The sequence below is a fragment of the Streptomyces sp. NPDC053426 genome (genome assembly GCF_055585405.1).
Genome location: NZ_JBVJKE010000001.1, coordinates 98,719 through 116,694, shown reverse-complemented (window position 1 = coordinate 116,694; position 17,976 = coordinate 98,719). Strand labels below are relative to the sequence as shown.

11 protein-coding genes and 5 pseudogenes are annotated in these 17,976 nt (G+C 71.2%); 5 read left to right on the top strand and 11 right to left on the bottom strand.

Going from position 1 to position 17,976, the window contains the following annotated elements; genetic code table 11:
* Window positions 1-91 precede the first annotated feature (91 nt).
* Window positions 92-550: a protein-tyrosine phosphatase family protein gene (locus ACZ62B_RS00490; protein ID WP_344559920.1), complete on the bottom strand. Its 459-nt coding sequence runs from the start codon at window positions 548-550 to the stop codon at window positions 92-94.
* 65 nt (window positions 551-615) lie between these two features.
* A complete protein-coding gene (locus ACZ62B_RS00485; RefSeq protein ID WP_344559919.1) occupies window positions 616-2,856 on the bottom strand; it encodes an MMPL family transporter in 2,241 nt (746 codons plus the stop codon).
* A gap of 227 nt (window positions 2,857-3,083) precedes the next feature.
* Here ACZ62B_RS00485 and ACZ62B_RS00480 point away from each other — a divergent pair.
* Together ACZ62B_RS00480 and ACZ62B_RS00475 are read left to right on the top strand one after the other, a co-directional pair.
* Window positions 3,084-3,483 (top strand): annotated as a pseudogene (locus ACZ62B_RS00480) (thiolase family protein); the annotation flags it as partial.
* Window positions 3,471-4,234: pseudogene (locus ACZ62B_RS00475) on the top strand (AMP-binding protein); the annotation flags it as partial. The pseudogenes ACZ62B_RS00480 and ACZ62B_RS00475, both read left to right, overlap by 13 nt.
* On the opposite strand, the pseudogene ACZ62B_RS00470 reads toward ACZ62B_RS00475, so the two are convergent.
* Window positions 4,235-4,465, bottom strand: a pseudogene (locus ACZ62B_RS00470) (acyl-CoA dehydrogenase family protein); the annotation flags it as partial. It abuts the pseudogene before it with no gap.
* 128 nt (window positions 4,466-4,593) lie between these two features.
* Between ACZ62B_RS00470 and ACZ62B_RS00465 the strand changes: the two are divergent.
* Window positions 4,594-5,220, top strand: coding sequence for a TetR/AcrR family transcriptional regulator (locus ACZ62B_RS00465; protein WP_344559918.1), 627 nt, complete (start codon window positions 4,594-4,596; stop codon window positions 5,218-5,220).
* A 55-nt stretch (window positions 5,221-5,275) separates the two neighbouring features.
* Here ACZ62B_RS00465 and ACZ62B_RS00460 read toward each other — a convergent pair.
* The 3 genes and pseudogenes from ACZ62B_RS00460 to ACZ62B_RS00450 form a co-directional block, all read right to left on the bottom strand.
* Window positions 5,276-6,794: pseudogene (locus tag ACZ62B_RS00460) on the bottom strand (aldehyde dehydrogenase family protein).
* Window positions 6,791-7,732: an oxygenase MpaB family protein gene (locus tag ACZ62B_RS00455; protein ID WP_468882315.1), complete on the bottom strand. Its 942-nt coding sequence runs from the start codon at window positions 7,730-7,732 to the stop codon at window positions 6,791-6,793. The pseudogene ACZ62B_RS00460 and the gene ACZ62B_RS00455 overlap by 4 nt, the downstream one beginning before the upstream one ends.
* Window positions 7,733-8,154: 422 nt before the next feature.
* Window positions 8,155-8,388: pseudogene (locus ACZ62B_RS00450) on the bottom strand (helix-turn-helix domain-containing protein); the annotation flags it as partial.
* A 97-nt stretch (window positions 8,389-8,485) separates the two neighbouring features.
* Between ACZ62B_RS00450 and ACZ62B_RS00445 the strand changes: the two are divergent.
* Window positions 8,486-10,015: a glycoside hydrolase family 43 protein gene (locus ACZ62B_RS00445; protein WP_344560069.1), complete on the top strand. Its 1,530-nt coding sequence runs from the start codon at window positions 8,486-8,488 to the stop codon at window positions 10,013-10,015.
* 166 nt (window positions 10,016-10,181) lie between these two features.
* Window positions 10,182-11,201 carry a LacI family DNA-binding transcriptional regulator gene (locus ACZ62B_RS00440; RefSeq protein ID WP_469689005.1) on the top strand — a complete coding sequence of 340 codons (1,020 nt, stop codon included), beginning with the start codon at window positions 10,182-10,184 and terminating at the stop codon, window positions 11,199-11,201.
* A 26-nt stretch (window positions 11,202-11,227) separates the two neighbouring features.
* Here the strand turns inward: ACZ62B_RS00440 and ACZ62B_RS00435 are convergent, their stop codons facing one another.
* From ACZ62B_RS00435 to ACZ62B_RS00415, 5 genes are all read right to left on the bottom strand, one after another.
* Window positions 11,228-12,985 (bottom strand): CocE/NonD family hydrolase, encoded by a 1,758-nt coding sequence (locus ACZ62B_RS00435; protein WP_468882321.1) that lies wholly within the window; start codon window positions 12,983-12,985, stop codon window positions 11,228-11,230.
* On the bottom strand, window positions 12,982-14,481 hold the full coding sequence (gene arfA / locus ACZ62B_RS00430; RefSeq protein WP_468723706.1) for an arabinosylfuranosidase ArfA: 1,500 nt from the start codon (window positions 14,479-14,481) through the stop codon (window positions 12,982-12,984). The genes ACZ62B_RS00435 and arfA overlap by 4 nt, the downstream gene beginning before the upstream one ends.
* Before the next feature lie 129 nt (window positions 14,482-14,610).
* Window positions 14,611-15,504 carry a carbohydrate ABC transporter permease gene (locus tag ACZ62B_RS00425; protein ID WP_344559913.1) on the bottom strand — a complete coding sequence of 298 codons (894 nt, stop codon included), beginning with the start codon at window positions 15,502-15,504 and terminating at the stop codon, window positions 14,611-14,613.
* Complete coding sequence (locus ACZ62B_RS00420) at window positions 15,504-16,526, bottom strand: carbohydrate ABC transporter permease (RefSeq protein ID WP_344559912.1); 1,023 nt, start codon at window positions 16,524-16,526, stop codon at window positions 15,504-15,506. Before ACZ62B_RS00420 ends, ACZ62B_RS00425 begins: the two co-directional genes overlap by 1 nt.
* A gap of 10 nt (window positions 16,527-16,536) precedes the next feature.
* A complete protein-coding gene (locus ACZ62B_RS00415; RefSeq protein ID WP_344559911.1) occupies window positions 16,537-17,823 on the bottom strand; it encodes an ABC transporter substrate-binding protein in 1,287 nt (428 codons plus the stop codon).
* Between the last annotated feature and the right edge of the window lie 153 nt (window positions 17,824-17,976).

Sequence of the window (17,976 nt, the reverse complement as noted above, 5' to 3'; positions counted from 1 at the left end):
GACCCGTCGGGGCCGGGGCGCCGCGCGCACCTCCGTCTCGCGCCGCCGTTCACCACGGCCCGCCGTACCGGGCCCTGACCCACGGACCCGGCTACGGCTCTCGGGGTCCAAAGGCGCCGGATGCGTGGGCCCGGCGGACGAACCGCCGCTGCCAGGGCACCTCGACGGCCCGTGAACGATAGTGCTGCCGGACCCACTTGACCGCTTGACCGGGTTCCATGCCCTCCATCACGCACATCGCGGCCAGTGCCGTTCCGGTGCGTCCGACACCGCCGCCGCAGGCGACCTCGACCCGCTCGCCGAGCCCGCGCTCATGGACGAGCCGGAGCGTGCGCAACGCGTCGTCGGGGTCGGAGGGCAGCCAGAAGTCCCGCCACCGGATCCACCGGCTCTCCCACGGCTGCGCCGCGGGCCGGTGATCCGTCAGGTATACGGCCAGCGTCGGTACCTGGCCCTCCGGAAGTCCGTTCCTCAGCCCCCGTCCGCGGACGAGTCGTCCTGACGGGAGCCGGACGACTCCGGGGGTTCTGTCGTTCCACTGCTCTGTCATGGTGTGTTCCGTCCTCGATTTCCGTCCTCGATTTCCGTGCGTGATCCCGTACGTGTCCGGATGACTCAACGCCGCCGGCGGTGCGAGGACGCGTACTCGTTCCCTTCCCCGGCGCGGTGAGCGGCGGTCGCCGCCCGCCCCGCCCGGTGCCGGACGCGGTCCGACGGCCCGTGGCCGCCGCCCGGTATGCCCGCGGGCCACCAGTTCCACTTGCCGAGCACCGTCATCAGCGCCGGCAGCACGTAGATCCGGATGACCACGGCGTCCAGCAGGATGGCCGCCGCGAGTCCCACGCCGAGCTGTTTGAACTCGACCATGCTCAGCGTGCCGAAGATCGCGAACACTCCGACCATGACGACCGCCGCACTGGTGACCACGCCGGCCGAGCGCGTGATGCCCTGACGGACCGCTTCCTTGGTCGAGGCACCGGTGGACGCGACCTCGCGGATCCGGCTGACCACGAACACGTGGTAGTCCATCGACAGCCCGAACAGCACCACGAAGAGGAAGAGCGGCAGCCACGAGACCACCGCGCCCGAGCTGTGGAAGTCGAGGAGCCCCTCCGCCCAGGTGTGCTGGAAGACCACGACCAGCACACCGAACGAGGCTGCCGCGGACAGCAGATTGAGCACGATGGCGGACAGCGCCACGGCCACCGACCGGAAGATCAGCACCATGGTGGCGAAGGTGAGCAGCAGGACGAAGCCCACCACGTAGGGCATCCGCTCCTTGAGGTGCGCGGTGAAGTCGGCACCCTGCGCCACCTTGCCGCCCACCGCGCTTTCGGCGTCGGGCACATCGGCCATGGCCCGCGGCAGCCAGTCGCGCAGCAGGTCCAGGGAGTCACGGGCACCGGCGCTCTTGGGCTGGTGCGGCGTGCCCACGTCGACCGTGTGCACCCGGTGGTCGGCCGACTCCTTGATCTGCGGCGTGGTGTCGTGCGCGAACAGTTCGTGGTCCGCGGTGCGTTCGAGCAGGCTCCGCAGGGCACTCCGCACTTCGCCGGCCCGTGCGGCGGGCGCCCGGACGGCGACCTTGTGGACCGTGCCCTTGCTGGGGAAGGCCTCGGTCAGCCGGTCCATCGCCCGCACGACGGGGATGTCCCGGGACAGGTCGTCGGAGCCGGGTTGCTTGAGGTTCATCTCGAGGGCTGGCACGGCCAGCAGGAGCAGCGCGCCCACCGACGTCACCAGCGTGACGGCCGGCTTGGACAGCGCGGGGCGCAGCAGCGCGGGCCACACCCGCGACTCGCCGGAGCGCATGGTCAGGCGCCACAGGAAGGGCACCCGCGGCTTGTCGACCCAGCGGCCCAGCTTGGCGAGCAGGGCGGGGAGTACGGTGAGCGACGCCAGCACGGCGACCGCCACGACGATGATGGAGCCGGTGGCCAGGGACGCGAAGGTCGCCTCGTCGGCCAGGTAGAGACCGGACATCGACACGATCACCGTGGTTCCGGACACGACGACGGTGTGCCCCGAGGTCTTGGCGGCGATCTCGATCGCGTCGACGTGGGACTTCCCGGTGCGCCGTTCCTCGCGTTCGCGCTTGAGGTAGAAGAGCGAGTAGTCCACGCCCACGGCCATGCCCATGAGGAGGATGACATTGCTCACCGCGCTGGTCTCCGGCAGCACGTGGGAGGCGAGCGTGGACAGTCCGATGGCCGCGCCGACGCACGAGAGCGCGAGCACCACGGGCACGCCGGCCGCGATGACCGCCCCGAAGACGACCAGCAGGATCAGCAAGGTCAGCGGCAGGCTGATCAGCTCGGCCCGCTCGAAGTCCTCGCCGAGCGTGTCCGACAGCCCTTTCGCCGTCGAGCCCGTGCCGACCTGCTCCACCCGCAGGCCCTCGTGGGCGTCCTCGGTCGCCGCGCCGGCGTCGAGCAGCGGCTGGACCCGCCGGTCGGCGTTCTCGGTGTCGCCCTTCATCGTGACCGGGACCAGCAGCGCCCTGCCGTTCGGCGAGGTGACGGGCCGGCCCACGCTCTCCACCCCGGTGAGGGCCTTCATCCGCCGGGTGACGTCGGCGGCCGCGTCCTGGGCCGCCGCGGGGTCGAGGGCTCCGCCGTCCGCGGCGGTGATCAGCACGTTCTCCTCGGCCTTCTCTGGGAAGTCGCCGGAGTGCACGATCCGGCCGGCGAGGCCGGACTCCCGGACCCCCGACTCCTCGTCGCTGAGCGCGTTCGTGCCGGCCGCCCCGCCCAGGAAGAGGCATGCGGCGACGAACACGGCCCACAGGCCGATGGCGGACCACGGATGTGTGGCGCTCCATCGCGCGATCCGTACCGTCGCCGGTTTCCTTCGCATGGTGCGTCCTTCCGCTCGTGCGGGTCGGTTCCTGGATGCCGGCTGGCCCGGCGGAAAAAACGCTAGGCCGGTCGCCATGCCGTGAGTACGAGGGAAACCGCCGTACCTTCTGCGGTTTTCCGCAGTACCGACCCTGCGGAAAACCACAGGGGGAGGGAGGCCGCGACTGGTGTGACCCCCGAGAACCCGGCACCGGGACGTCGGTTGTTCCGTCCGGCCCCGGACATCAGCGGGCCGCCGCGGCCTGGAAGGAAGGACGCTTCGAGCGGTCCGTCGTCCCGGTGCGGGACCGCAACGGGCGGCTGGTCCTCGACCGGGACGAGCACCTGCGGCCCGGCACGACGGCCGACTCGCTGGCCAAGCTGAAGCCGTCCTTCGCGGACACCGGCGAGCTGGGCGGCTTCGACGCGGGTGGCCCTGCAGAAGTACCACTGGGTGGAGCGAATCGACCACGTCCACCACGCGGGCAACTCCTCCGGCATCGTCGACGGCGCCGCGCTCGTCGCCATCGGCAGCGAGGAGGCCGACGGGCGTCACGACCCGGCCCCGCGGGCCCGGGTCGTCTCCGCCGCGGTCTCCGGGGCCGACCCCACCATCATGCTCACCGGGCCGCCGCCCGCCCCGAGGACCCGCTGACCGTCGTCTACACCTCCGGCACCACCGGCGAGCCCAAGGGCGTCGTCCTCACCCACCGCGAGGTGATGTCCAACGCCCTGGCGCTGGACGCCGTGGTGGAGCTTCCCCCGCACGTCGAGCACATCTGCTACCTGCCGTTCGCCCACATCGCCGAGCGGATGCCGGGCATCTGCCCGCCCTGCCACCGTGCCTCGCACGTCCACCTCTGCGCCGGTCCGACGCGCGTCGGCGAGGCGGTGCGCAAGGTGCGCCCCGCGCAGTTCTTCGGCGTGCCGAGGATCTGGGAGAAACTGCCCGCCGCCGTACGGGCCGTCCTCTCGCTGATGCCGGCCGAGCAACGGACGGTCATCGACCGGGCGTTCGAGGCCGCCCGTGAGCACGTCGGGTACCGCTGCTGGCCGCGGGCGGTCTGGACCGGGTGACCTGGGCGGCCAGCGCGTCGGCGCCGATGTCGGTCGACGTGGTGAGGTTCTGGGCCGGGTTCGGCATCGTCATCATGGACCCCTGGGGACTGACCGAGACCACCGGTGTGGCCACCAGCAACAGCCCGAGGACCGGCTTTTGGCTCGGCTCGGTGGGACGCCCGGTGGAGTCCGTGGAGATCCGTGTCGCCGAGGACGGCGAGATCCTGGTGCGGGGCTCGTCCGTGTTCTCCGGCTACCTCCGGCCGGACGGCCCGGTGCGGTCCGCCCTGGACGCCGACGGCCGGCTGGCCACCGGCGACATCGGCCGGACCGACGAGCAGGAAGAGGCAGGCGTCGGCCAGTCCGCCGCCGGAGCCGCCGTACTCCTCGGGCAGGCACACCCCGAGCCAGCCCAGCTCGGCGAGCCTTCCGTACAACTCGGGGTGGTGGGCCTCGCGGCCGTCCCCCGCCGACGCCTCGCGCTGCTCTCAGGTACCGCACTCGCGCTTGGCGAAATCGCGCACGGCCGCGGCGAAAGCGGCCTGTTCCTCGGTGAGTCGACTGCCCATCAGGTCCTCCGGGATCCGGGCGCCGGTCGGCGGCTCGGTCAGGGTCGGGCAGACAAGTGGGTTACAGAGATACGATAGATGTTTCCTCGTATCCCGGGGGAGTGTTCGCCGGTATCGTGAGGAGCACCATGAGAACTGACACGAACGACTCGTGGCTCGCCCGGGCCCTCGACCGGCCGGAGCCGGAGGACCGCATGGCACTGCGGATCCTCGACGCGGCGCTGGAGCAGTTCACCCTGCTGGGGCTGCGCCGCTCCTCCGTGGACGACGTCGCCAAGCGGGCCGGGGTCTCCCGGGTCACCGTCTACCGGCGCTTCCAGACCAAGGACAAGCTGGTCGAGGACACCCTGCTGCGCGAACTCAGCCGTTTCTTCCAGCGGCTGGACGCGGCGGTGGCGGCGCTGCCGACCATGAAGGAGCGGGTCGTCGAGGGGTTCGTGGTCGCCCTGCGCCACACCCGCGCCCATCCGCTCTTCGGCGGCCTGCTGCGCCTCGAACCCGAGGTGGTGCTGCCCTACCTGACCGTGCAGGGCAGCTCCTCGCTCTCCGCCACCGTCGAGTACCTGACGGTCCATCTGCGCCGCGCGCAGCAGGCCGAGGGCCGTCCCGACGACGACCCGCGTCCGGTCGCCGAGCTGATGGTGCGGGTGGCCGTGTCCTTCCTGCTCAACCCCGCGAGCTGCATCGAGATGGAGGACGAGGACCAGGCCCGGGCCTTCGCCCGCCGCTACCTGGCCCCGCTGCTGGATGCCTGACCGGCCGGGACCGTCCGCTCGGGCGGTCCCGGCCGGCGGGACGCCGCCCGGCCGTTCAGCGGCGCCGGTGCAGTGCCCGCGCCAGCCGCACCGCGCGCTCCCGCGTGGCGGCCGGAACCCCGAAGGAGGTCAGCGCGATCGGCGGGGTGAACCGCTGCACCGTCGTCGACTGCACGGAGGTGAGGGCGCGCAGCCCTTCCTCCCCGTGGATCCGCCCGAAGCCGGAGTCCCGCGAACCGCCGAACGGCAGCGCAGGCACCGCCGCGAAGCCCAGCACCGAGTTCACCGACACCGCCCCCGCGCGCAGCCGCGCCGCGATCGCCGCACCGGCGCGCCCGCCGCGGCAGAACACCGCGGCAGAACACCGCGGCCCCCAGGGCGTAACGCGAGGCGTTGGCCCGCTCCACCGCCTCGTCCACGTCGGCCACCGGATTGATCGCCACGACCGGCCCGAAGGTCTCCTCCGCCATCACCGCCGCGTCCTCCGGAACGCCGGTCAGCACCACCGGCGCGACGTACGGAGCGCGCACCGACTCGGGCCCGCCCAGCAGGGCCCGCGCACCCGCCGCGACCGCACCGGTCACATGCCGCTCGACGACCGCGACCTGGCCCGGAAGCGTCATCGGGCCGTAGGAGGCGTCCGCCCCGGTACCCGGACGCAGCGCCCCGGCCCGCTCGACCACCCGTTCGCACAGTGCCGCGTGGATCTCACGCACCGCGTAGACGCGTTCCACCCCCGCGCAGGTCTGCCCCGCGTTGCTCAGCGCGCCCCACACGATCGCGTCGGCCGCCGCGTCCAGGTCCGCGTCCGCGGTGACGATCACCGCGTCCTTCCCGCCGCACTCGGCGAGGAACGGCGTCAGCGTCTCGGCGCACACCGCCATCACCTTGCGGGCCGTCCCCGGCGAACCGGTGAACGCCAGCTTGTCGACCCCGGACCGGGCCAGGGCGTCCCCGGTGGGCGCCGCGCCGGTGACGGTGGTGAGCAGCCCGGCATGCCCGGGTACGGCGGAGTCGAAGAGCCCGGCCAGCAGGACCCCGGTGCCCGGGGTCAGTTCGGACGGCTTGAAGACCACGGCGTTCCCCGCGGCCAGGGCGTGACCGATGGAGCCCATCGGCGTGTACAGGGGGTGGTTCCAGGGGCCGATCACGCCGACCACGCCCAGCGGCCGGTGCACCAGCGAGGCCCGCTGGTGGACGGTGAACAGTCCCGTGCCCACCTTCCGCCGGCGCAGCACGCGTCCGGCGTTGCGGGCGGCCCAGCCCAGAGGCTCCAGCGTGAGGACGACCTCCAGCGCGGCGTCACCGGCCGGCTTGCCGGTCTCCTCGGCGATGGTGCGGGCCACGGCGTCCAGGCCGGTGGCGAGCGCCTTCTTCCAGCGCAGCAGGTGGTCACGGCGCCGGGACGCGGGCAGCGCGGCCCAGCCGGCCTGGGCGGTCCGGGCCCGGGCCACGGCGCGGGAGACCTCCTGAGGCCCGTCCACCGGGTGATCGGCGATCGGCTCGCCGGTCGCGGGGGAGTGCGTGGTGAAGGTCGCGGCGCGTGGTGCTGTGGCCGGGGTGGTGTCGGTCATCGGGTTTTCTGACGGGGAGCACGGGAGGCGGACGGCCGCACCGGAACGGGGTCCCCTTCCGGCGGTGTCTCGTCCTGGAGCGGGACGGTCGGGCGGGAGTGCGCCCAGTGCGGACCCAGGTCGTCCAGGGTCCAGCCGAAGGGGTAGGTGCGCGCCTTGGGCTTGCGCGGGAACCACTCCGGCCGTCCGGGCAGCAGGCGGATCAGCGCGGCCCGTACGCGGAAGCCGCGGTGGACGGCGGCCCGCACCCAGCGCGGCTGCGGGCGGAAGCCGAGCGCCGTCAGCAGCGGTTCGTCCAGGACGGCGAGGACGATCCGGGACGCCGGCCGCCGTAACGGGGCCGGGTACCAGGAGGCCAGAATCCGCAGGGTGGCCGCGGCGACCCTGCGGTTGGCGGGGTCGTAGGCGTACATCTCCCGCTCGTAGTCGTCGTGGAGCCGCTCGAACGCGGCGTAGGTGTCGGGCACGCCGGGGATGCCCATCATCTCGCCCATCCGCCGGCCCACCAGCGCCAGGCTCTCGGTCTCCTGCTCGGACAGGCGCCGCCAGCCGAACCGGTCGATCCACCGCTTCGGCCCCACCACCGTGGTGGCGAGGACGTAGAGGAAGTCCTCGTCGGGGATCCGGTAACGGCCGTGGATGCGGTTCAGGTGACGGGCGGCCGCCCGGCCGTGCTCCGAGTCCATCCCCTCGCGGACCATCTCGTACGTGATCAGCACCGTGTCGTCGTACCGCTTCTGGCCGGCACGTTCGAACTCCTGGGTGCGGTCCAGGAGCCGGGAGACGCGCGGGACGCCGAAGTCGCGCAGGAACGCGATCGACGTCCCGTGGAGATAGTCGCGGGGGAACTCGTAGTGGACGATCCACCGGTAGATCTGCTCGAAGTCCCGCTGCGGATCCATCTGCTGGATGCGGCGGAGCCGGCTGTGGCGGCCCATGGGTGATCCCTCCTGTCGGAATCGCGGCCACCGGCTCGCGGCACGAGCGGTCGGATCGGAGAAGCGGACGGTCTCCGCGTCGACCGGCCCCGCCGTACGGGTGGGGACGACGATGCCGCCGGTGAACCGGATGACGTGGCTGCGCGGTGCCGTGCGGGTCGTGGGCTGTGAGTCGAAGATACTGAAACTATTGACTTGTTTCACGAGGCGTCAATACCCCGGACCCGACGGAGACGCGGACACCCGGCCGGACTGCCGCTCCGAACCCCTGCCGGTGACAGGGAGGCCCGCTCCGCACTCCTGCGCGAGCGCGTCCCGCCCTCCTCCCGAAACCGCCCACGACGCATCGTCGATGAACCACAGGACGTCGTCGGCCCGCGCCTGGCCGGCCGACCGCGACGACGAGCCGGGTGCCGGGGTGCCGACTCGGACACCCCGAACGGTGGGGCCGGTTGGCGCGGGGTCAGGCTCGTCCGCCAGTACGCGACGACCAGGAGCACGCGGTCCTCCGGCGGCGGACTCCGGGGCCGGCCCCGGCGCACCGGACGCGCGCCCTCACGCCGGAGCGCAGTGACCGGCCTGCCGAACCGGCGCGGGCTCGGCCCGGTGAACGAGGCTGTCCAGGAGGGCACCGACGCCGTGAGCACACCAGCCACGGCGAGATCTCCGACCTGTGACCAGCGGTCAGGGAACAGCCCTTTAGACTCGCTTCCACGGCGCCCGGCGGCTCGAAGGGAAGACGTTCACGTGCATATGTACGACAACCCTGTGATCAGCGGGTTCCACCCCGATCCGAGCGTGTGCCGGGTCGGTGACGACTACTACCTGGTGTGCTCCAGCTTCGAGTACTTCCCCGGGCTGCCGCTCTTCCACAGCAAGGACCTCGTGCACTGGGAGCAGATCGGCAACGTGCTGGACCGGCCCGGACAACTGCCGCTGCCCCTCCCCGGCGCCAAGGCGTCCGGAGGCCTCTACGCCCCCACGATCCGCCACCACGACGGCCGTTACTGGGTCATCAACACCAACATCGACGGTGGCGGCAACTTCGTCGTCTCCGCCGAGCGGCCCGAGGGGCCGTGGAGCGACCCGGTGTGGATCGAACTCTCCGGGATCGACCCCGACTTGGCGTGGGAGGAGGACGGCACCTGCTGGTGCGCCTTCTCCGGCCCCGAAGGGGGCATCAACATGGCCAGGATCGACCCGGTCAAGGGCGAGGTGCTGGAGGGGCCTTTCGCCACGTGGTCGGGCAGCGGCCTGAAGTTCCCCGAGGCGCCGCACCTCTACCGCATCGGCGACTGGTGGTACCTGCTGATCGCGGAAGGCGGCACGGAACGCGGCCACAGCGTGTCCGTGGCCCGCAGCCGCTCGCCGCGCGGCCCCTGGGAGGGCGCACCCGCCAACCCCCTGCTGTCCCACAGCGGTACCGCCCGCTCCATCCAGAACACCGGCCACGCCGACCTGGTGGAGGCTCCCGACGGCAGCTGGTGGATGGTGCTGCTCGGCGTCCGCCCCCGCGGCTTCACGCCCGACGTGCACGTGCTCGGCCGCGAGACGTTCCTGACCCCCGTGGAGTGGGACGAGGACGGCTGGCCCGTCGTCGCGCCCGTTCCCGAGAGCCACGCGGCCCCGGCCGGTGCCTGGCATCCCGTTCCGGCCCCGCCCGCCCGCGACGACTTCGACGGGCCCGCCCTCGCGCCGCACTGGATCTCGCCGTTCGCCCGCCCGGAGGGCTCCTGGTCGCTCACCGAGCGCCCCGGCCGGCTGGTCCTCGACGCCACCGGCCCCACCCTCGACCGCCCCGGGTACACCTTCGTCGGCCGCCGCCAGCAGCACCACGACTGCCGCGTCACCGCCATGATCGACCCGGATGGGGGACGCGGTGGTCTCTGCGTGCGTCTGGACGAGGCCCACCACTACGAACTGGAGGTCGGGAACGGGGAGATCGGCGTCGTCGCCCGCATCGGGCCGCTGCGCCAGACCGTGGCCCGCCGGCCGGTTCCGGCCGGGCCGCTGCCCCTCACCGTGACGATCCGGACGGCCGGCCTCGTGCCCGCGTCGCCCGAACTCACCGACGGCGGGACCACGGGCCCCGACACCATCGCCTTCTGGCTCGGCGACCCCGACGCCCCGGACGCCCGGCCGCTCGCCGAACTGGACGGACGCTACCTGTCCACCGAGGTCGCCTGCGGCTTCACCGGCCGCGTGATCGGCATGTACGCCACCGAGGGCGCGGTCGCCTTCGACTGGTTCGAGTACGTCCCGGCCCCGGGGCCGTCCGTGTGACGTCCGGTGTGCGCGGGCGGGTGCCGCGCCCCGAGGGGCACCCGCCCGCGGCCCGGCCGGACCCCGGCCGACATGCCCCCCGGTCCCCGGACGGCCTCCTCGCCGGTTGGGCTAACCTGTCCCCATGCCCCCCCGACCAGCCGGATCGCGCCCCACACTGTCCTTGGTGGCCAAGACCGCCGGTACGAGCGTGCCCACCGTGTCCAAGGTGCTGCGAGGCGGAACCGACGTCTCGGCGGAGACGCGCGCGAAGGTCATGGAAGCCGTGCAAGCCGTCGGTTACACCCGCCGGACCGGGGCCAAGGGCGAGAGCGTGCGGGACGAGAACGGCTTGTCCAACGTGCTCGACCTCGTGGTCACCCACTTCGAGGGGTCATGGGCGAACCTGCTGATAGCCGGGGTCGGGCGAGAAGCGGCAGCAGCGGGGCTCGATGTCGTACTGACGCTCGCCGAGCCGCACGGCGACTGGGTGTCGCGGGTTCTGAGAAGGCGCACCCTCGGCGTGATCGGGACGCTGGTCGACCCTGCCTCGGCGCAGTTCGGCGCACTCTTCGCCGCGGGCGTCCCCGTGGTGCTGATCGACCCGATGAGCGCACCGCCGTCAGGCGTGGCGAGCGTCGGCGTGGCGAACTGGGAAGGCGGCCGTATGGCCGCCGAGCACCTTCTGTCCCTCGGCCATGTGCGGATGGGGGTCGTCGCCGGCCACGCCCGCCATCTCTTCAGCCGGGCCCGCGTCGACGGTTTCCGAGGGGCGGCCGACACGGCGACCGTCGGCGGTGCCGCGGTGTCGGTGGCCCACGGCGGATGGAACCGTGCCAAGGCGACGACCGCCACCCACACCCTGCTCGACGGCGACCCGGGGATCACGGGGATCTTCGCCTGCGCGGACTCCATGGCACTCGGCGTCTACGACGCACTGGCCGCCCGGGGCCTGCGGGTTCCCGAGGACATCAGTGTCGTCGGCTTCGACGACCTGCCCGAGGCGCAGTACATCACCCCCGGGCTGACGACCGTGAGACAGCCCAGCACCGAGTTGGGCGCCGCGGCGGTCAAGCTCCTGATCGACCTCTCCCGGGGCGAGGACGGCGGCGCACGGCCCCCCGCCCGCATGAAGCTGGCCACCGAGCTGGTCGTCCGTGCCTCCACCGGACCCGCCGCCCCGGCAGCCGCGGCGCCACGCCGATGACGCGGGCCGGCGTGTTCCGGTCGGTCTCATCGCGGTGCTGTCGTCACGACCTGGAGGACGAGGCGGCTCGGACGGGCGGTGCCATGACGGATCGTGTACTCCGCCGCGGTGGGCTCCGTGGCCGCCCCGGCCGGACCGAAGGCGTTGCGTCCGACGTCCCAGCGGGGTGACGAACTCGGTGCGATGTCGACGCGCACCCGGTGGCCCGGCAGGAACGTGTGCGCCGTCGACCAGAGGTCCACGACGAACTCCTGCTCCTGACCCGGCTCGACCGGCCGTCTGTCGCCCAGCCCCGTGACCGGGTCGACGGACCGCGCCGACCCCCGCTGCACGCCGTCGGTGACGACGAGGCTGCTGCCGTCCGGGTGCTCGTCGCACAGCCGCACGACCACGTCCGCGTCCGTTCCCGTGGTCGTGAGGTGGACGACGGCACGGACCGCGCCCATCACCGTGAGTTCCTCGACGAGCGGCACGGTGCGCCACGAGACCACGTCCTGCCGCGCCTCGATCGCCGCCTGGTCGGCGGCCCCCGCCGCGAACGGCGCGAAGAGGAGCACCGCACCGCCACACGTCGGCACCGGGGACGCCGGATCGCTGATCAGCCGCCGTTCACCGCTCTCGGCCGGCTCGGTCGCGAGCGCTTCCCCGGCGTTCAGGTACAGCTCGAGCGTCCGCGTGTCGCGCGGGGGGAACTCGTCCAGTTCGATCCACCGGTTCGAGCCCATCAGGAACACACGCACCGGCGGCATGTCCGCCGCGCCCGCGCGCAGGACGGTGTCGAACCACCGCACGTGCCGCGCGGTGAGGTCTCCGCCGCCGCCGAGATCGTCGGCGGACGCGCCCGGCCCGAAGTCCGCACCGGCCGTCCGGCCCGACAGGTCGTCATGCGACCAGGGACCGACCAGAAGACGAGGCACCGGCCCGCCGGTGTCTCTCGCGCGGCGCAGCAGCCGCCGGTAGACCTCCAGGGTCGATCCGAGGAAGACGTCGAACCACCCGCCGATCAGGAAGACCGGGACGTCGATCGCGTCGATCCGGTCGACGATCTTCCCCTCGCGGTGACGCGCCGACCCGAGCGGTTCCCGCAACCGGTCCAGACCCCACCCGACGATCGCCTCGGCGTCCCATGCGGCGTGCGGGATTCCGGCCCGGAACGCGTCGCGGGTCGCGATCGCTCGCTCGGTCGCTTCCCACCGCTCCCGCTCGGCCTCCCGTTCGCGGGCGGAGCCGATGCGCGTGATCATGTCCGGGGCGATCGCGTAGTGCGTCCACGCGAGGGTGCTTCCGATCTCCGGCACCCCACCGCGGAAGCGGAAACCGTCGAGCGCCGACATCGCCGGCGTCATGGCGGGAGCGATCGCCCGCAGCGCCGGGGCGCCTCCCAGAAGGGCGCTGAACTGGGTGTCCGAGGCGTAGGACGCGCCCCACATTCCGACGGTGCCGGTGCATTCGGGGCGTGCCGCGAGCCAGGCCACGGCGTCGGCGCCGTCGGCCACCTCCTGCGCACAGGGGTCGAAGACGCCTTCGGAGCCGAAGCGGCCCCGTACGTCCTGGAGCGCGACGAGGTAACCGGCGGCGACGAGGCGCCCGACGTCGAGCATCCCGTCGTGTTCCTCACGGGTCACGTCATAGGGATGGCGGGTCAGCAGGGCCGGCCACGGCCCGGTCCCGTGCGGAACCAGCAGGAGGGTCCGAAGCCGTGTTCCGTCGCGCAACGCACAGGTCACCTCGCGGCGCTCGGCGACCGGGCCCGGCTCCTGGACGAAGCTCGTGTCGTCGCTCACCGGAGGGCGACCGCCGTCCACGACGTCGGCGGCAGTTCGATGGTGAGCAGCCCGTCGGCGAGCGCCGCGCCGGTGTTCGCGGCCGGGGTCACCCGGTCCTGCCGGGCGAGCGTGTTCTTCGCGTACACGTCGGAGTCGGCGAGCGTGACCGCCTCGGTGACGCGCGAGGAGCCGAGGCCGCGCACATCGATCGTGACCTGAGCGGCTTCCGCCAGGTCGCGGTTGACGAGGAAGACCGCGGCCCGGTCGTCGTCGACGGTCGCGACGGCGTCGACGACGGCCACCTCTCCGTAGCGCGCCGTTTCGTACGCGGGCGTCTCGATCAGGGGCCGGATCACCTCGCCGGAGGCGAGCCGGCTCGTGATCGAGAACGGGTGGAAGGTCGTCTGGCGCCAGGCCGGGCCGCCGGGCTCGGTCATGATCGGAGCGATCACGTTGACGAGCTGTGCGAGGGACGCCGAGGTGACGCGGTCGCTGCGGCGCAGGAGCGTCATCAGCAGACTGCCGACGACGACGGCGTCCGCCACCGTGTAGGTGTCCTCCAGGAGCCGGGGGGCGTGGCGCCACTCGCCGTGGATCTCCTCGGACTCCAGGTGCTCCTTGAGGTACCAGACGTTCCACTCGTCGAAGGAGATGTCGATCTTCTTGTTGGAGCGCTTCTTGTACCCCACGTGGTCGGCGGTCGCGACGACGGCGTCGATGAAGTGGTCCATGTCGACCGCCGAGGCGAGGAAGGAGCCGAGGTCGCCGTCGTGCTCCTGGTAGTACGCGTGGCACGAGACGTAGTCGACGTGGTCGTAGCTGTGCTCGAGTACGGTGCGTTCCCAGTCGCCGAAGGTCGGCATGGTGGATCCGGAGGAGCCGCAGACGACGAGTTCGAGGTCCTTGTCGGCCCGCTTCATCGCGGCCGCGGTGCGGGCGGCCAGCTTGCCGTAGTCGTCCGCCGTCATGAATCCGGTCTGCCAGGGGCCGTCCATCTCGTTGCCGAGGCACCACATGCGCACGTTGTGCGGTTCCGGTGTGCCGTTGGCGACGCGCAGGTCCGACAGCGCCGTGCCGGACGGGTGGTTGGCGTACTCGAGCAGGTCCAGGGCGGGCAGGATGCCTCGTGTGGCCACGTTGACCGCCAGCATCAGCTCGGAGTCGGTGAGCTTGAGCCATCTGGCGAACTCGTCGAGGCCGACCCGGTTCGACTCGAGCGAGCGCCAGGCGAGGTCGCGGCGTACCGGGCGTTCTTCGCGTGGGCCGACGGAGTCCTCCCAGCGGAACCCGGAGACGAAGTTGCCGCCCGGGTAGCGGATGGTCGTGCTGCCGAGTTCCCTGACGAGTGCGACGACGTCCATGCGGAACCCGTCGTCGTTCGCGCTCGGGTGTCCGGGCTCGTAGAGCCCGGTGTACACGCAGCGGCCGAGGTGCTCGACGAACGAGCCGAAGGTGCGGCGCCGGACAGGGGCGATGACGGCCTGTCTGTCGAGTTCGATGTGGACGCGGGGCAATGCGGCGGTCCTTTCCGGGAGATGGCGCGGGAGTGTCGCGGACCGGGTGGTGCCGTCGGTCAGCGGCCTGCCCCTGCCGGATGGCACGGCAGGGGCAGGCGTGGGACGGTCCGGGTCCTGGTAGCGGTGTCAGCCCTTCACGGCACCGGTGAGGCCGCCGACGATGCGCTTCTCGAAGACCGAGAAGAAGACCAGTGCGGGCAGCATGGCGAGTGAGGTGAAGGCGAGGACCTTCGCGGTGTCCGTGGAGTACTGCGAGGAGAACACCTGGACGCCGAGCGGCAGGGTGTAGTTCGCCTGCGAGTTGAGGACGTACAGGGGCAGGAGGTAGTTGTTCCAGCTGCCGACGAATCCGAGGATGCCGACGGTGACCACACCGGGCAGCGACAGCGGGACCACCATGCGGAAGAAGAATCCGAGCCGGCTCATGCCGTCGATCGCGGCGGCCTCCTCGATCTCGTTCGGGATGGCTCTGAGGAACGGCACGAGGATGATGACGGTCGTCGGCAGACCGAAGGCGATCTGCGGGATGATCACGCCGAGCAGGTTGTCGACGAGGCCGAGGTCCTTGATGACGAGGTACAGCGGGGTGATCGCGATGACCATCGGGAACATCAGGCCCGCGGCGAACAGGGAGTACATCGCGCCCTTGAGCTTGAAGTCGTAGCGTGCGATCACGAAGCTCACCATCAGACCGAGGGCGACGATGCCGACGGTGCTGGTGATCGCGACGATGAGGGAGTTGGCGAACTCGCCCCAGAACACCGTCGACTTCAGGATGTCGATGTAGTTGCCGACCACCCAGGGGCGCGGCAGGGCGGCCGGTTCCGTGGTGATCTGCGCGTTGGTGCGGAATCCGCCGAGCACGATGTAGAGCACCGGTGCGACGCAGACGCCGACGAAGAGCAGCGCGATGAAGTAGGTGACGGGGCTGCCCCACTTCTGCGGCTTGTCGCGGCGGCCGACGGGTGCCTTCGGCTCGGGCGCGAAGGCCCTTCGGGAGGTGGTGGTCGTCGCGCTCATCACACGGTCCCTTCGGTGACGGCGCCCCTGAGGTCGCGGCGCAGGACGAAGCGCTGGTAGATCAGCGCGACGACGAGCGAGATCACGAACATCACGACCGCGACGGCGCTGCCGTAGCCGTAGTTGCCCGCGTTGCGGCCCTGGGCGAGCATGTAGATCGCCATGGTCGAGGTGCCCGCGGTGCCCGAGACGTACTGGCCCCAGATGATGTAGACGAGGTCGAACAACTGCAGCGAGCCGATGATCGACAGGAAGGCCCAGATGCGGATCGTCGGTCCCAGCAGCGGCAGTGTGATGCGGCGCTGGATCTGCCAGTAGGAGGCGCCGTCGATCTGCGCGGCCTCGAAGATCTCGTCCGGGATGGACTGCAGGCCGGCGAGCATCAGGATCACCGCGAAGCCGATGTACTTCCACGTGATGATGGCCATCAGCGTCCAGACGGCCAGGTCCGGGTCGGCGATCCAGTCGGCTTCCAGGGAGCCCAGGCCGATTTGGTGCAGCAGGTCGTTGACGGCTCCGTTGCTCTGGAGCATCAGGCTCCAGCCGGTGCCGACGATGATCTCGGAGATGATGTAGGGCACGAAGATCAGGACGCGGATGGCCGAGCGGCCGCGGATCTTCTGGTTGAGCAGAAGCGCGAGGACGATCGCCAGCGGACCCTGGATGACCAGTGAGAGCACCAGGATCAGGCCGTTGTGCCACAGGACGTCGTGGAAGGCGGGGTCGGTGAGGATCAGCTCGTAGTTGTTCAGGCCGACCCAGTCGGTGGGCTCTCCGTAGCCTTTCCACTGGTAGAAGCCGTAGTACGCGGCGAGCGCGACCGGGAAGATCACGAACGCCAGGAACGTGATGACCGCCGGTGCGGACAGGACCGCGATCTCCAGTCGCATCCTGGCACGGCCTCGGCGGTGCGCAGCCGCTCGCGGCGGAGCCGGGGGCACGGACGTGGCCGCGTCCCCGGCTCCGGGCGTGCCCTGCGGCCGGCGGCCGTCGGCCGTGTCGGTGCCCAGGGTGTCGCTCATGTCTGCTTACTCAGCCCTTCTCGGCGGCAGACTTGACGTCCTTGACGATGTCGGCGGCGGATCCCTTGCCGGCCATCAGGTTCACGACGGCGATGTTCATGGCGTTGCCGACGTTCTGGCCGTACACGGTGTCGAGGAACTGCATCGAGTAGGCGGCCTTGTTGAAGGCCTGCAGTGCCGAGATGTTGTAGGGCTCGGTGACGACCCCCTGGGCTTCCTTGTTCACCGGGATGGTGTCGAAGGCCTCGGCGTAGGCCTCCTGCTGCTCCTTGGTCACGACGAACTGGAGGAAGCCCAGGGCCTCGTTCGGCGCGTTCTTGGAGAGCGAGTACCCGCCGGCGCCGCCCATGATGGCGGAAGGGTCGCCCTTGCCGCCGGGCACGGCGGGGAAGGGGAACCAGCCCAGGTCGGGGAGCGGCTTCTTGTCCGGGGTCAGATCGGCGATCACACCGGGATTCCAGTTGCCCATGAGCTCCATGGCCGCCTTGTGGTTGGCGATCATGCCCGCCGAGGACCCGGCGCCCTGCTGCGACGTCGCCGTCAGGAAACCCTTCTGGAAGGGCTCGGTCTCCAGGAGTTCGGCGAGGTCCTCACCGGCCTCGGTCCAGCACGGGTCGTCGAACGTGAGCGACTTGGCGGCCTCCTGCATGGTCTCCTGGCTGCACTCGCGCAGGGCGAAGTTGTAGTACCAGTGCGCGGCCGGCCAGGCGTCCTTGGCGCCGACCGCGATCGGCGCGACCTTGATCGCCTTCAGCTTCGCGACGGCGTCCTTGAGTTCGTCCATCGACGTCGGCGGCGCCGTGATGCCGGCCTTCTCGAACAGGTCCTTGCTGTAGTAGATGCCCTCGGGCTGCGTGTCGAGCGGCATCGCGTAGACCTTGCCGTCGATCGAGACGCCTTCGAGGGCCGCCTCGCCCACGTTCGCCCTGTCGGTGTCGGTCAGTTCCAGTGCCTGGATCTGGCCGGCGTCGACCATGGCCTGCATCTTGCCGCCACCGCGCTGGAGGAAGATGTCGGGCGCGGAGTTCGAGTTGAGCGCGTTCTGCAGCTTGCCGTCGAGGTCCTCGTTCTGGACCGACTGGATCTTGATCGTGACGTCCGGATGCAGCGCGTGGTACTCCTTCGCGGCGTCCTTCCAGAACTCCACACCGCGCCCTTCCATCGCGTTCGTCCAGAGGGTCACCGTGCCCTGGCCACCGGACGAACCGCCGTCGTCGCCCCCGGCACAGCCGGCGGTGGCGAGCGCGACGCACAAGCCGATCGCGGCAGCCGTCGCGCTGCGGGTCTTCCTCGTCATCGTGGAACTCCCTGATCTGTCGTCAGTGATCCAACTGCTGAAATTTTGCGCAAACTAATGAGCTCTCCGCGAAGTAGGAGCAAGGTTTATCGCCGAGAATGAAAGCAGAGCAATCAAAAGTTTTCGCAAGTTGTACAATCGTTACCGAGATGG